Origin of the sequence: Streptomyces sp. NPDC005017 (assembly GCF_042873115.1) — a bacterium.
Taxonomy (GTDB): domain Bacteria; phylum Actinomycetota; class Actinomycetes; order Streptomycetales; family Streptomycetaceae; genus Streptomyces.
This window is the reverse complement of the sequence record NZ_JBIALD010000002.1, coordinates 301,038-314,778: the sequence shown is the minus strand read 5'-3', so window position 1 is coordinate 314,778 and position 13,741 is coordinate 301,038. Positions and strand designations below refer to the sequence as shown.

Genomic DNA, 13,741 nt, shown 5'->3' with positions numbered 1-13,741 from the left:
GCCGGGGGCGCCGCCGCGGCCGTCAGTCGAGCGCCCGGTCGATCTCGCGCAGCGGCAGCGCGAACAGCATGCGTCCCGACTGCGTCCACACCTCGCCGGTCCGCTCCCCGTACGAGAGGGAGGCGGTCGAGGCGCTCCAGCAGTGGGAGGCGCGGTCGGTGCCGCACCCGGTGACGCGGGCGCCCTCGGTGTCCTGGCGCCACAGCGAGCCGGGGCCGCCCTCGCTGGCCCGGCTGACGTACCAGCCCGAGCGGTGCGCCAGCACGCCGCGCACGTCCGTGGCCTCAGTGCGCAGGGTCTCGACGGGGTCGGCCTGGTTCCGGGCGGCCGGGGCGGCGCCTGTGGTGCCCGTGGCATCCGCGGCATCCGTGGCGAGGAGGCCGGAACGGTCCGGGTCGGTGCTGAAGGCGTAGCGCCGCAGCAGGGTGCCGTCCCCGCCGTCCCCGGCCGTGCGCTGGGTCAGCACCAGGCTGTCGGGTGCCGTGCTGCGGTCCAGCGAGAGGGTACCGGGGCCGGGCGCGCCGGGGGCGAGCCGGTAGGCGCCGACGGCGGGCAGGACGTACCGCATCCCGTACGCCGACCAGCCGCCGGGCACCCGGCCGGCCGAGGGGGCCGACACGGTCGTGCGCAGGATGCGGTGCATGTCGTAGACGTAGACGGCGTGGTCGGCGGTGACGAGGAGCTTGTCCTCGTACCAGACCATGCCGGACAGGTCGGAGGCGAGCGGCCGGTAGTCGCGTCCGTCGTCCACCGGTACGACGAGGAGGGCCGAGGTGTAGGCCGGGCGGTGGGACGGGTCGGCGTCGACGAAGGAGACGCGGGCGAGCACCGGGCGCGTGGACCGGGCGGGGGCCCCCGCGGCGTTCCCGGCGGCCGTCCCGCTGCCGGCGCCCGTCCCGTCGTGCGCGTCCGCGCCCGCCGTGGACCAGCCGGCGAGGACCACCCGGTGGGTGCCCCAGGCGCCGTCGTCGTCCGCGTCCGCGGAGGTGGTGACCGCCCCCGGGCGGTGGCCGCCGGTGTCGGCGGGGTCCCAGCAGTGGGCACGGGTGGTGGCCGGGGCGACCGGCAGCGCGGCGCGCTCGGCGGTGGTGCACGCGGCGGCCGGGCGCAGGCGGTGGTCGGTGCGGGCGAGCAGGGCGCCTATGCCGACGGGGCGGCCCATCTCGCGGGTCAGCCGGTCCAGGGTGCGGGACGGGAGGAGGTCCTCGGTCAGCCGGCCGGACGCGTCGGCGGCGGCCGTCAGCGGGCCGGGGTTCTCGTCGACGGTCGCCTGGGAGACGCTGATCATGGTCGCGGCGCCGGTCAGCGCGAGCGCGGTCCCGGTCAGGAACGCGCGCAGCGCCCTGCCCCGTTTGCGCCGGCGGTGTCTGCCGCGATGCTTCATGAGCTCCCTCTCCAGGCTCGCGCGGGCCGGGTCAACTGCGCCTGGTGATCCGTACGTTGATCAGGAAACAGCAGAGACGGCCTCAGGCGACTCTACGGCAGCGGGGCGGGCGGGTGGACGAGGACCCGACAAATCGGTGGAGGAAGTCACCCGGGGCCGGACCGGGTTGCCGGGTTCCGCACGAGCGGGGCGCCCCTGCCGCGCCCGCCGCACGGCTCGCTTCCCCCTCAGGGCGAGGCCCGCCGTGCCGCCCGTACCGCGGGCGCGCTGGAGTGCGGCAGCAGGTCGTCCGGGTCGTCGGGGAGGAGGACCTCCACGTCCAGGTCCTCGCAGAAACGATACGGCCGGTGTTCCAGGAATCCCTCGAGATACCGCCGGACCCTGGACATCTCCGCCCTCACCGTCACCGTGCGCCCGCCGTCGCCGAACAGGTCCTCGGCCAGCCCCGCGGCGCTGCGCCCGGCCGGCCGTCTGGCCAGCAGGAAGAGCAACTCCGCGTGCCGCGGGCTCAGTTCCCGGCACCACTCGCCCGCCCCGCCGGACACCGCCACCGACCAGCGCCGGGGCTGCGTCAGGTCGAGCACGATCCGGGTGCCCGCGCGCGGCTGCTGCGGCCCGTCCGCCGCGGCCCGCACCAGCCAGCCCCCGGCCAGCGGCTCCAGCGAGCACGTTCCGAGTCCGGGCAGCCACCGCCGCCCCGCCGACAGGGACTTGGGCAGCGCGGTACGGCTCGTGTACGGCACACCGGTGACCGCGGCCGTCCAGCCGTCCCGGTCCATCACCAGCGCGCGTCCGCCGACCCGCGCCAGCACCGGGGCCGCCACCGCCCGCAACCGCTCCAGGGAGGTCAGATGCAGCTCCCGCAGCCGGGCCTCGGCGAGTTTGGCCACCGCGTCGACCCAGGCGAGCGTGGCCGGGTGCATCGTCTCCAGCGGCCCGCTCACATCGACCACGCCGATCAGCCGGCCGTCGCGCGGATCGGTGATCGGGGCCCCCGCGCAGGTCCAGGTGGCGTGCGAGCGCACGAAGTGCTCGGAGGCGAACACCTGCACGGGCCGCCGTACCACCGCGGGCGTGCCCACCCCGTTGGTGCCGACCACGTGCTCGCGCCAGTCCGCGCCGATCTCGAACCCCAGACTGTCCGCCCTGCGCAGCACCGGCACGCTGCCCTCCCGCCACAGCACCCGGGCGTCCGCGTCGGCGACGACCATGATGTGCCGCGCCGCGTCCGCGACCGACAGCAGGCCCTCCCGCAGCACCGGCAGCACCGGGAGCAGCGGCGACTCCTCCCGGCGGCGGCGCACCTCGTCCGGGGTGAGCAGGCCCGAGCGGAAGTCGTGGTCGGGATCGACCCCGCCGCGCAGCATGCGCCCCCAGGAGTCCTCGATCACCGGCCGGGGCGCGAGGGGCGCCCGCTGTCCGGAGAGCGTCGCCTCGCGCACCGCGCTGAGCATCCGTGCCGCGTGCGCCGTGTCGAAGGCGGCCAACTGCGTCACGTTCATCGGCGGGTTCGCCACGGGATCCTCCCGGGAAATGCTGTGCGGCGACCGGATGTCAAGCCCTCAGGCCGACGGTTTCCGGCCGGGTACCGGCGGGTTCGTCCATACTGCCGCCCGTTCCGGACGGAAGGGCGAAGTCCGGTCATCGCCGCGCGAAGTTGCAACCCTCTGCAACCCTGGTGAACAGCAGTACGGTGGTTGAAACTTGAGCGACGTCGCCCGTGCGGCGTCCATGGCCTGCTCAGGGGCCAGTCGTGCGGGGGTGGTGCCGTGTCGGCGCAGCACCACCCCCGGCGGCAGGGCGCGGACACCCCCACAGGCGGCACGGGACGGCCCCAGGTCACAGTTCCGGCCGGGCCCGCTCCACGATCGAGGCCAGATCCAGCGTGTGCGGCAGCGTGCCGAACGCCGCGCCCCCGTCCCCGCCCAGCCGCGCCGCGCAGAACGCGTCGGCCACCGCGGGCGGCGCGTACCGCACCAGCAGCGCCCCCTGCAGCACCAGCGCCAGCCGCTCCACCAGCCGCCGCGCCCTCGCCTCGACGCCCTCCAGGTCCGCCAGCTCCGTCAGCAGCGCCTTGATCGCCGCGTCCAGCCGGTGATCCGCCCCGCGCGCCCGCCCGACCTCCTGGAGGAACGCGTTCAGCGCCGCCGGCTCCCGCCGCAGCGCACGCAGCACATCCAGCGCCTGGACGTTCCCGGCGCCCTCCCAGACCGAGTTCAGCGGCGACTCCCGCACCAGCCGGGGCATCCCCGACTCCTCGACGTACCCGTTGCCGCCCAGGCACTCCGCCGCCTCCACCACCAGCGGCGCACAGCGCTTGGTCACCCAGTACTTGGCCGCGGGCACCGCGAGGCGCAGGAACGCCCGCTCCTGCTCACCGCCGTCGTCGTACGCCGCCGCCAGCCGCAGCGCGAGCGTCGTCGCCGCCTCCGACTCCAGCGCGAGATCGGCCAGCACATTGCGCATCAGCGGCTTGTCGACGAGCTTCCCGCCGAACGCCTCCCGGTGCGCGCAGTGGTGCACGGCCTGCGCGACCGCCTGCCGCATCAGGCCCGCCGAGCCCAGCACACAGTCCAGCCGGGTCGCCGCCACCATGCCGATGATGCTGCGCACCCCGCGCCCCTCCGCGCCGACCCGGCGCGCCCAGGTGCCGTCGAACTCGACCTCGGCGGAGGCGTTCGACCGGTTGCCCAGCTTGTCCTTCAGCCGCTGGATGCGGAACACGTTCCGCGAGCCGTCCGCCAGTACCCGCGGCACCAGGAAACAGGTGAGCCCGTCCGGGGCCTGCGCCAGCACCAGGAAGCCGTCCGACATCGGGGCCGAGCAGAACCACTTGTGCCCGGTCAGCTCGTACGTCCCGTCCTCCGCGAGCGGCCGCGCGGCCGTCTGGTTCGCGCGGACGTCGCTGCCGCCCTGCTTCTCCGTCATGCCCATCCCGAACAGCGCGCCCGCCTTCAGCCGCGCGGGCCGCAGATCACGGTCGTACAGGACGGACGTCAGCAGCGGCTCCCACTCGGCGGCCAGCTCCGGATCGGTGCGCAGCGCCGGGACGGCCGCGTGGGTCATCGACAGGGGGCACAGGTTCCCGGCCTCGACCTGCGTCCACACCACGAACGACGCCGCCCGCCGCACATGCCCGCCCGGCCGGTTCCAGGCCGACGTCAGTCCCGCCGCCACGCCCTTGCCGAGCAGCCGGTGCCAGGCCGGATGGAAGTCGACCTCGTCGAGCCGCCGGCCGTAGCGGTCGTGGGTGCGCAGCCGTGGCGGATACTCGTTCGCCTGCGCCCCCCACTCCTGCACCTGGGCCGAGCCGGAGGTGCGCCCGAGCAGCGACAGGTCGCCCGTCGCCTCCGTGAGCAGATCCGGGGCCAGATGCCGTTCGACCGCCTCCACGAGCACCTGGTCGGTGCCGAAGACGTCGTAGCCGGTGAGCGGGGGCGGCTGGTTGGTCACGGTGTGGGTGCTGCGTGCCATGAACCGGAACCTACCCCGGCGCGGCGGAGGGGGCACGAGCGGGACCCGGTCCACCGCCCGACCAGGGTGAGTGCACCGCGCCACGGCGGATACCGTTGGGTCGTGCAGCCAGCAAGTGAAACCCCCGGGAGCGGGCCCTCCGGCCGTCTCCACCGCGCGCGTGCGCTCTACCGGAACGTCTCCAAGCGCAGGACCGCCTGGCTGCTGCTGAAGGACACCGTCAATTCGTGCATCGAGTACCGCATCCTCGGGCTCGCCGCCGAGGCCGCGTTCTTCACCCTGCTCTCCGTGCCGCCGCTGCTGCTCAGCCTGATCGGCATGCTCGGCTACGTCGACTTCTGGACCGGCACCGACACCATCACCAGCCTGGAGACCAACCTCCTGGAGGCCTCCCGCACGGTTCTGTCCGAAAAGGGAGTGCAGCAGATCGCCCGGCCGATCCTGGACGACGTGATGAAGGGCGGCCGCCCGGACATCATCTCCATAGGCTTCCTGTTCGCCCTGTGGTCCGGCTCCCGCGCGGTCAACGTCTTCATCGACACCATCACCGTGATGTACGGCCTCGACGGCGTCCGCGGCATCGTCAGGACCCGGCTGCTGGCCTTCGTGCTGTTCCTCGTGGCCCTGCTGATCGGCTCGGTCGCGCTGCCGCTGATGGTGGCGGGGCCGGACGCGGTGCTACGGGTCCTGCCCTGGTCCACGACACTCGTCCAGGCGCTCTACTGGCCGGTCGTCATCGTGCTGTCCATCATCTTCCTGACCACGCTCTACCACGTCTCCGTGCCTGTGCGCTCCCCGTGGATCGAGGACGTGCCCGGCGCGCTGTTCGCCCTCGGCATGTGGGTGCTGGGCAGCTTCCTGCTGCGGATCTACCTCACCAACACGGTCGAGGGCGCCACCATCTACGGCTCGCTGGCCGCCGCCGTCGCCGTGATGCTGTGGATCGGCGTCTCCGCCTTCGCCGTCCTGGTCGGCGCCGCGGTCAACGCCGCCATCGACCGGGTCTGGCCGGCCGCCGCGACCGCCGCCGCGCGTGAGGCCAACGAGCGGCTGCGGGAGCAGCAGGTCGCCGAGTACGTCGCCCGCGCCGCCGCCCACCGCGACGAGACCGACCCCGACGACCCGGACATGCCGTCCGAGTTCCCGGAGCGGTGGTCCCGCTTCCTGCCCCACGAGGACGTGACCGCGCGTTTTCGCGCGCACGCGAAGAGTACGGGGAAGCCGGGGACGGGGCAGACGAACGGGGAGACGCCGCCGGAGAAGTGACCGGCGGGGCGGTACGGGGGCTCGGCCGCCCGAGACGTGACCGGCCGGGGACGGTGGGCGGGGTGGCCCGCCCACCGCCCTCCGGGACCGCGGTGGGCTGGGCCGCCTGCCCGGTGGTGGGCGGGTGGGCCCGCCCACCGCCCTCCGGGACCGGCTCAGGCCTTCCAGGCCCCCGCGGACTCCCGTACGAAGTCCGCGAAGTCGCGCGGCGCGCGGCCGAGGACCTGCTCGACACCGTCCGAGAGGTGGGCGTTGCGCCCGTCGAGCAACGTCTCGAACAGCTCGACCAGGAAACCGGCCTCCTCGGCGGGCGTACCGAACTCCATGAGCATCTCCCCGAAGGCCCGCGCCGGAACCGCCCGGTACGGCAGCTCGCGCCCGGCCGCCCGGGACACCTCCGCCATCGCGTCCCCGAAGGTCAGCAGCCGCGGCCCCGACACCTCGATCTCCCGCCCCGCGTACCGGTCGCCCGAGGTCAGCGCCGCCACCACCACCTCCGCGATGTCCTGCGCGTCGATGAACGGCTCCCGCACCTCACCGCCCGGGAACACCAGCTCACCGGCCCCCCGGATGCCGTCCGCCAGCAGGCCCTCGCTGAAGTTCTGCATGAACCACGCCGCCCGTACGACGGTCCAGTCCGCCCCCGACGTCCGGACCGCCTCCTCCGTCGGCAGTGCCTGCTCCTCGCCGCGCGCCGACAGCAGCACCAGCCGCCGTACGCCGAGCCCGACCGCCTCGCGGGCCAGCGCGCCCACCTCCTCCGTGGCCTGCGGCGAGCCCACGTCGGTGGGGTGGACCAGGTAGACGGCGTCCGCGCCGCGCAGCGTCGGCGCCCACGTCGACCGGTCGCTCCAGTCGAACCCGTCCGCCCGTGAGGCCGTCCGGACCGTCAGCCCCGCGGCCTTCGCCGCCACGGCCACCCTGCTCCCGGTACGCCCCGAGGCCCCCGTCACCACCACGGTCATGTTCTGTGTGTGCTGAGTCATGACCTCAGTCAACTGCCGTACCGGGCGCGGGCCCATCGCCGAACGGCTCATTCCCATAAGCGCGCGTCTACGCTGGCTCCCATGGACGCTCTCGCCGGTCTGCTGGAAGGGCCCCGGGCCCGCGGCGCCTTCATGATCCGGGCGTGCTTCGACCCGCCGTGGAGCGTGCGGGTGGAGGACCGGGCACCGCTCACCGTGATGCTGGTCGTCCGCGGCGACGCCTGGGTCCTGCCCGACGCCGGCGGGAAGACGCTGCTGCGCGCCGGCGACCTCGCCATCGCCCGCGGTCCCGACCCCTACACCTGCGCCGACGACCCCGGCACCGCCCCGCAGGCCCTGATCCTGCCCGGCGGCGAGTGCAGCTACCCCGACGGGCGACCGCTCAACGGCTCCATGGACCTCGGCGTACGGACCTGGGGCGACACCCTGGACGGCGGGACCGTGGTGCTCATCGGCACCTATCTGTGGCCCGGTGAGGTCGGCGGACGCCTGCTGGACGCGCTGCCGCCGCTGCTCACGCTGACCTCCGACACCTGGGACTGCCCGCTCACGCCCCTGCTGACGGAGGAGATCGTCCGCGACGAACCCGGGCAGGAGGTCGTCCTCGACCGGCTGCTGGACCTGCTGGTCATCGCCGCGCTGCGGGCCTGGTTCTCCCGGCCCGAGGCGGAGACGCCCGCGTGGTACCGGGCGATGGCCGACCCGGTGGTGGGACGGGTGCTGCGGCTGATCCAGGACGATCCCGCGCACCCGTGGACGGTCGCCGCTCTGGCCGCGAAGGCCGGGGTCTCGCGCGCCGCCCTCGCGCGCAGGTTCGGCGAACTCGTCGGGGAGCCGCCGATGAGCTACCTCACCGCCTGGCGGCTGGCCCTCGCGGCCGACGCGCTGCGGGACACCGGCGACACCCTGGAGGCCATCGCCCGGCGCGTCGGGTACGGCAGCGCCTTCGCGCTGTCGGGGGCGTTCAAGCGGGTGTACGGGGTGAGCCCTCAGGAGCACCGGGTCCGGGGGCGTGAGGATGTGGGCGGTGTACGGGCATGACGCGCCCTTACGCGGAGCGGCCGTCCCGGGTGGCCGGGGCCGTGGTGTGGCGCACCGGCCCCGGGCCCGGCGGCGGACGCGTTCTGCCCGACGGATGCATGGACCTGCTGTGGCACCAGGGACAGCTGCTGGTCGCCGGGCCCGACACCCGGGCGTACGTCACCGACGCGGAGGGCGGCGCCTGGGCCGGAGTCCGCTTCCGGCCCGGGGACGGGCCCGCCCTGCTCGGCGTACCAGCGCACGAACTGCGCGACCGGCGGGTGGAGTTGGCCGATCTGCGGCCCGCCTCCGAGGTTCGGCTGCTCGCGGCGCGCGTGGCCGCCGCCGGTGATCCGGCGCGCGGGCTGGAGGACGTGGCCCTGCGGCTCGCGGACGAGGCCGAACTCGGCGACCCGCTGCTCGGGCGGGTCGTCCGGGCGCTCGACGCGGGCCGGCCGGTGGCCGACGTCGCGGGCGAACTCGGCTTGGGGGAAAGGCAGTTGTACCGGCGGTCGCTGACCGCGTTCGGGTACGGCCCCAAGACCCTCGGGCGCATCCTGCGCCTCCAGCGGGTCCTGGGACTGTCCCGTACCGGTCTCGCCCTGGCCGAGACCGCCGCGCGTGCGGGGTACGCCGACCAGGCGCATCTCACCCGTGAGATAAGGGAGTTGACCGGAACCACGCCGGGGCGGCTACTCCGCTGAGGGCGCTTCGGCCGGGGCGAAGAGGTCCACCGCGTTGCCGTCGGGGTCGTGCACGACGGCGTACCGCTGGCCCCACTCGGCGTCCCAGGGCTTCAGCTCGCCGTGGTACCCGGCGCCGGTCAGCTCCTCGTACACGGCGTCGACCTCGGCGGGGCCGTCGCAGCGCAGGGCCAGCGCGCTGCGGTGCCCTCCGGTGGGGGGCCGCCAGCCCGGGTGGAAGGACCGCACTGTCCCCTCGGTGTCCAGCATCAGCCGCGCGCCGCCGGGCAGTCGGGCCTCCGCGTGCGGCTGCTGTTCGGAGCCGTCGGGGAAGTCGAAGCCGAGGCGGCGGTAGAACGGGACGGCGGCGGTCATGTCGGAGACGATCAGGCCGATGGCGTCGAATCGTGGGCTCATGCGTCGACGGTAGGCGGGGTGGGGTGCGGGTGTCTTGAAGGAATCGGACATCCGGGTGGGCGGGCGTACCGGCCTGTGGGGTTCGGGTGCCTGATTCAGTCGAAGGTGACCGGTCCGCGGGGTGTGTCGACCGTGAACCTCATGCCCACCGGGCCCTCGGACAGCGGGAGTTCGACGTCCAGCGCGGCCAGCGGCGGGCGTAGTGCGCCGGGGTCGGGGGTGGTGGCGGTGAGCCCGAGCAGCGGCGTCACCGGCAGCCCGGACGCCGCGGGGTGGGGCGAGTCGCCCCAGTCGATCAGGAACGGGACCAGGCCCGACGGGTGCGCGTCGGCGCCGTCCGTGAGCCGCCAGCTCAGCAGGGTGCCGTCGGGCGTGCGGCGGCTCATGGCGTGCGCGGGGCCGGGGTCGTAGCCGCGCGCGCGGGCGGTGGCGATCGTGGCGTCCAGATCGGCCGGGCGGATCGCCCAGGTGACCGTACGCGGCACCGGCAGCACGTCGACGGCGAACGCGCGTGGACCTTCGTGTCCCGACTGCTCGGGGTCGGGGCCGATGATCTCCAGGTAGGCCGAACCGCCCAGTGAAACCAGGTGGTTGCGGGTGCCCAGCCCGACGTGCACGCCGCCGGGGGCGGGTGTCACGCCGGTGCGGCGGGCGAAGTCGGCGACGGTGCCCGCCAGATCGGGCGTCGCGAGGACGAGGTGGTCGAGCTGTGCGGGAATCGTGTTCATCGGGGCCGAGGCTACGCACCCGGACGACTGAACGGGTGCGTATGGCTTGTTGTGTGCGCCTCGGGAGGGGGTGGTGAGTGGGGTCGGCGCCTCGGTGCCGGTTGCGGTCGTGGTGCCGGCACCGAAGCGGGGCGCGTCCTCAGCGCGCCAGGACCACCAGCGCGTCTCCGTCGGGGCGTTCGCCCGTGCGGTCGCTGGGGAGGCCCTGGAGTTCACCGTTCACCACCATCGCCGTCGAACCGCCGCCGTCGAGGTTGAGGGCGTTCACCGCGCCGAGGCTGCGCATGACCTCCGCCGTCTCGGCGATCGTCATGCCCACGCTGTGGCCGGGGCGGCGGCCGTCCACCGTGAGCAGGACGATCCGCCCGTTCGCGGTGACCCCGGCCGCGGTGCGCGGGGCGCGCTGGAGGTACCAGCCGTTGTACAGGGCGGCGCGGTCCGCGCCCTGGATGTCCTCGGGGCTCCAGCCGTCCCGCACCGGGTCGAGGACCACCTGGCCGTTCCGCAGCAGCAGCGGGCCGCCGTTGATCACCGACGTCCTCGACGTCAGCGCCACCCCCGACCCGGTGTCCACGTCCGCCACCGACCTCCGCAGCGTCAGCAGCGCCCCGACCCGCGCCTGGGCGCGCAGCCAGTCGGCCCCGCTGCCGGTCCCCTGGACGACCATGCCCCCCGCGGGCACGGCACCGCCGCGCACGGACCGTACCGCGGTCACCTTCCCGGCGGCGTCCAGCGTGGCCTGGAAGCCGGGTCCCTCCGGCGCGCTCGTGCCGAACTTCGGCGTGACGACGATCAGTTCGTTGAGATTGCCGCAGGTGTAGTCGTGCGCGGGGCGGGTGAACGGAGTGGCCGTCCCGACGCCCCCGCAGTTCACGATCAGCCCCGCCTGACGGTTGAGGCCGGTCACCAGCCGTGCCGTGCCGGTCGCCGTGTGAAGCGTGATCCTCGTGCTGAGCCGCCGCACAGCCGCCCGCTTCCCGGACTCGCTCGGGAGAACCAGCGCGGGCCGGCCGTTCACCGCCTCCGAGACGAGGTCACCGCCGACCACGGAGATGCCCGCGAGGTCCCCGTCCGTGCCGGCCAGCCACGGGCCCGGCGTCGTGCGGTCGCTGCCGATGACGAAGAAGCCGCCGTTCACCGCGGCGAGCGCTCCGGTGCGCCGCGCCGTCTCGCTCGTGGTCTCGCGGCCCGGCACGATCCCGTTCGACAGCTCCGAACGCATCCGGCCCGTGAACCGGGTGGGGTCGATCACCAGCACGTCCAGGGACCACGGGCCGGTCGTCCCGTGCCCGTCCTCGCCGGTGTACTGCACGCTCCCGGTCAGGCCGGCGGCCGCCATCTCCGTCCTGGCCGTGTCGGCCTCGGCCCGGTCCGTGAACCGGCCGACCCGCACCATCCAGCCCAGCGGCCGGTCGAGCGGGCCCCGGGGGTCGGGGCCGGCCGTCGCGTCCCGCCGCGGCTCGTAACCCGCCGCGCGGACCGCGGCCTCCAGGTCGGCGACCTCCTGCTCGTTCGTGCCCACGCCGATCGTGACGGTCCAGAAGTCCTCCGCCGACGTCTGTCCCCGCTCGATCGACACCTGGGTGATCCCGTCGGCGAGCTGCCGGGAGGTCCGGGTCTCCGGCAGCGGGCCGGTGCCGAGCGGCAGTTCGTCGGCACCTGCCGCCTCGCCGCCCTGCGCGGCGGACGGAATCCCCGCCAGACAGGTCGCGAACGCGAGGGTGGCCAGGGCGGCGGCCAGCGCCCGGCCCCTGGTCGGGACGGGGGCCGAACGGATCTTCATCGGGTGGGCCTCTCCAATACGGTCGTCGGGCTGCGACCGAGCAGGATATGCGGGCCCTGCCTGGGACTTTCCGGCGACCCTCCGGTTTGCCTCGTGTTCGAGGTGTGTGTGGTCCCGGTGGTCGCGGGATTACCTCCAGTGGGCTAATCGCCCCACGGAATAGGCGTGGGCGATGTGATGCTCTGATGTTGACGAGCCTCGCGAAGGGCTGGTGGGCGCATGAGAGCGGACCAGGCGCAACCCGTGGTGATGACGCCCTACGGCGCCGTGCGCGGCCGGTACGACAACGGCGTCGCCGTCTTCCGGGGCGTTCCCTACGCCGCTCCGCCGTTCGGGGCCCGCCGGTTCCGGCCGCCGGAGCCGCCCGAGGCCTGGGCCGGGGTACGGGACGCGGGCGCCTTCGGGCCCACCGCGCCGAAACCGCCCTACTCCGAGGCCTTCGCGCAGTACCTGTCCGACCCCGTGGTGGGCGGTGAGGACTGCCTCAACCTGAACGTCTGGACCCCCGAACCCGGTCCCGGCGCCCGGCTGCCCGTCCTTGTATGGCTGCACGGCGGCGCGCTGACCCGCGGGTCCTCCGCGGTGCCCGTGTACGACGGTCGGGCCTTCGCCCGGGACGGCGTGGTCGTCGTCTCCGTCAACTACCGCCTCGGTGTCGAGGGCTACGGCCTGTTCCCCGACGCCCCCGCCAACGCCGGGCTGCGCGATCAGCTCGCCGCGCTCCGGTGGGTCCACCACACCGTCGCGGCCTTCGGCGGCGACCCCGGGCGGGTGACCCTCGCCGGGCAGTCCGCCGGCGCCATCAGCATCGGGGCGCTCATCGCCGCCCCCCAGGCCCAGGGGCTGTTCCGGCGGGCCGTCCTCCAGAGCGGGTCGCCCGAGGCCAGCGAACGCGACAAGGTACGGCGGATGGTGCGGCGGATGGCCGCCCGGCTGAAGGTGCCCGCCACGGCCGAGGCCTTCGCTCAGGTCGACCGGGCGCTGCTGCTCCGCATCCAGGGGGAGGCCGGGCGGCTCAGCAGTCCCGTGCTGGGCGGGCCCGCCTTCGGGATCGTCGTCGACGGGGACCTCGTGCCACGCGATCCGCTCGAGGCGCTGGTCGACGGGTCGGTCGCGGTGGGCGCCGAGCTGATGGTGGGGTGGACCCGGGACGAGTACCGGCTGTGGCTGGTGCCCGGCGGGCTGCTGGAGCGGGTCGACCGGCTCGGCTCGGTCGCGCTCGCCGGGGCGCGGGCCCGGTGCCGGTGCGGGCCGGAGGTGACCCGCGGCTACCGGGAGCTGCTCCCGGAGGCGGGGACGGCCGAGGTCGTCGGGCAGATGGTGACCGACCGGCTGCTGCGGGTGCCGTTGTCCCGGCTGGCGGGGGCCCGGGCCGGTTCGTCGTACGTCTACGAGTTCGCCTGGCCCTCTCGGCTGCCGGACCTCGGGGCGTGTCACGCTCTGGAGCTGGGGTTCGTGTTCGACACGGGGGACGCTCGGGACGCGGTGAAACTGGCGGGGGAGGGGGCGCCGGGGGAGTTGGCGGAGGCGATGCACGGGGCGTGGGTGCGGTTCGTGCGGGACGGGGACCCTGGGTGGGAGGCGTGGGACGACTTCCACCCGGTGCGGGTGTTCGGCGAGGAGCCGGAGGGCGGTGGCGGCGGTGTGCTGGCGCCGCGGACCGTGTTCGGGCATCGGGACGAGGCGCTGGCGTTGTGGGAGGGGGCGGGGGCGGGGGATGTGGAGGTCTCGGAGGGAGACGCGATCCTGTTGCGGGGGGCTGAACTCCGGGCGGTGATCAGCCGGTTGCGGCGGTCGGCTACGGTGCGGCGGCATTGACGGTGGTCGGTGTCGGTGTCGGTGTCGGTGTCGGTGCCGGTGCCTGCGGCGGCTTGTCGGCGGGGGCGCCTGCGGTTTGTGGGGGTGCGGGGCCGGGGCGGGGGGGGGGGGGGCGCGGGGGGCCGGGGGGGGGGCCCCCCCGGGGGGGGGGGGGGGGGCGGGGCCCCCCGCGGGGGGGGCCC

The 13,741-nt window shown here is 74.8% G+C and carries 11 protein-coding genes; 4 read left to right on the top strand and 7 right to left on the bottom strand.

Going from position 1 to position 13,741, the window contains the following annotated elements; genetic code table 11:
• Positions 1-22: 22 nt before the first annotated feature.
• The 3 genes from ACFYR0_RS04195 to ACFYR0_RS04185 all read right to left on the bottom strand — a co-directional run bounded on the left by ACFYR0_RS04195 (position 23) and on the right by ACFYR0_RS04185 (position 4,858).
• Entirely contained in the window at positions 23-1,384 is a 1,362-nt protein-coding gene (locus ACFYR0_RS04195) for a hypothetical protein (protein WP_389321674.1), read from the bottom strand.
• Between the two features lie 227 nt (positions 1,385-1,611).
• Positions 1,612-2,901 carry a GAF domain-containing protein gene (locus ACFYR0_RS04190; RefSeq protein ID WP_389321672.1) on the bottom strand — a complete coding sequence of 430 codons (1,290 nt, stop codon included), beginning with the start codon at positions 2,899-2,901 and terminating at the stop codon, positions 1,612-1,614.
• A gap of 322 nt (positions 2,902-3,223) precedes the next feature.
• Positions 3,224-4,858 (bottom strand): acyl-CoA dehydrogenase family protein, encoded by a 1,635-nt coding sequence (locus ACFYR0_RS04185; RefSeq protein WP_389321670.1) that lies wholly within the window; start codon positions 4,856-4,858, stop codon positions 3,224-3,226.
• A 102-nt stretch (positions 4,859-4,960) separates the two neighbouring features.
• Between ACFYR0_RS04185 and ACFYR0_RS04180 the strand changes: the two genes are divergently transcribed.
• Positions 4,961-6,124 (top strand): YihY/virulence factor BrkB family protein, encoded by a 1,164-nt coding sequence (locus ACFYR0_RS04180; RefSeq protein WP_389321668.1) that lies wholly within the window; start codon positions 4,961-4,963, stop codon positions 6,122-6,124.
• 155 nt (positions 6,125-6,279) lie between these two features.
• On the opposite strand, the gene ACFYR0_RS04175 is transcribed toward ACFYR0_RS04180, so the two are convergent.
• Positions 6,280-7,110, bottom strand: a complete 831-nt coding sequence (locus ACFYR0_RS04175) for an NAD(P)H-binding protein (protein ID WP_389321666.1) — start codon at positions 7,108-7,110, stop codon at positions 6,280-6,282.
• 81 nt (positions 7,111-7,191) lie between these two features.
• On the opposite strand from ACFYR0_RS04175, the gene ACFYR0_RS04170 reads away from it, so the two are divergent.
• A complete protein-coding gene (locus tag ACFYR0_RS04170) occupies positions 7,192-8,151 on the top strand; it encodes an AraC family transcriptional regulator (RefSeq protein ID WP_389321664.1) in 960 nt (319 codons plus the stop codon).
• Positions 8,148-8,834: a helix-turn-helix domain-containing protein gene (locus tag ACFYR0_RS04165; protein WP_389321662.1), complete on the top strand. Its 687-nt coding sequence runs from the start codon at positions 8,148-8,150 to the stop codon at positions 8,832-8,834. Before ACFYR0_RS04170 ends, ACFYR0_RS04165 begins: the two co-directional genes overlap by 4 nt.
• On the opposite strand, the gene ACFYR0_RS04160 is transcribed toward ACFYR0_RS04165, so the two are convergent.
• The 3 genes from ACFYR0_RS04160 to ACFYR0_RS04150 all read right to left on the bottom strand — a co-directional run bounded on the left by ACFYR0_RS04160 (position 8,823) and on the right by ACFYR0_RS04150 (position 11,741).
• Positions 8,823-9,230, bottom strand: a complete 408-nt coding sequence (locus ACFYR0_RS04160) for a VOC family protein (protein ID WP_389321660.1) — start codon at positions 9,228-9,230, stop codon at positions 8,823-8,825. The genes ACFYR0_RS04165 and ACFYR0_RS04160 overlap by 12 nt on opposite strands.
• Before the next feature lie 95 nt (positions 9,231-9,325).
• Complete coding sequence (locus ACFYR0_RS04155) at positions 9,326-9,958, bottom strand: VOC family protein (protein ID WP_389321658.1); 633 nt, start codon at positions 9,956-9,958, stop codon at positions 9,326-9,328.
• Between the two features lie 139 nt (positions 9,959-10,097).
• Positions 10,098-11,741, bottom strand: coding sequence for a phosphodiester glycosidase family protein (locus tag ACFYR0_RS04150; RefSeq protein ID WP_389321656.1), 1,644 nt, complete (start codon positions 11,739-11,741; stop codon positions 10,098-10,100).
• Between the two features lie 219 nt (positions 11,742-11,960).
• On the opposite strand from ACFYR0_RS04150, the gene ACFYR0_RS04145 reads away from it, so the two are divergent.
• Positions 11,961-13,559, top strand: a complete 1,599-nt coding sequence (locus ACFYR0_RS04145) for a carboxylesterase/lipase family protein (protein WP_389321654.1) — start codon at positions 11,961-11,963, stop codon at positions 13,557-13,559.
• The last annotated feature ends 182 nt before the right edge of the window (positions 13,560-13,741 follow it).

Excerpts from the sequence above, each read along its gene's own strand:
- ACFYR0_RS04195 (WP_389321674.1), bottom strand. The coding sequence starts at position 1,384 with ATGAAGCATCGCGGCAGACACCGCCGGCGCAAACGGGGCAGGGCGCTG.
- ACFYR0_RS04185 (WP_389321670.1), bottom strand. The coding sequence starts at position 4,858 with ATGGCACGCAGCACCCACACCGTGACCAACCAGCCGCCCCCGCTCACC.
- ACFYR0_RS04175 (WP_389321666.1), bottom strand. The coding sequence starts at position 7,110 with ATGACTCAGCACACACAGAACATGACCGTGGTGGTGACGGGGGCCTCG.
- ACFYR0_RS04170 (WP_389321664.1), top strand. The coding sequence starts at position 7,192 with ATGGACGCTCTCGCCGGTCTGCTGGAAGGGCCCCGGGCCCGCGGCGCC.
- ACFYR0_RS04165 (WP_389321662.1), top strand. The coding sequence starts at position 8,148 with ATGACGCGCCCTTACGCGGAGCGGCCGTCCCGGGTGGCCGGGGCCGTG.
- ACFYR0_RS04160 (WP_389321660.1), bottom strand. The coding sequence starts at position 9,230 with ATGAGCCCACGATTCGACGCCATCGGCCTGATCGTCTCCGACATGACC.
- ACFYR0_RS04155 (WP_389321658.1), bottom strand. The coding sequence starts at position 9,958 with ATGAACACGATTCCCGCACAGCTCGACCACCTCGTCCTCGCGACGCCC.
- ACFYR0_RS04150 (WP_389321656.1), bottom strand. The coding sequence starts at position 11,741 with ATGAAGATCCGTTCGGCCCCCGTCCCGACCAGGGGCCGGGCGCTGGCC.
- ACFYR0_RS04145 (WP_389321654.1), top strand. The coding sequence starts at position 11,961 with ATGAGAGCGGACCAGGCGCAACCCGTGGTGATGACGCCCTACGGCGCC.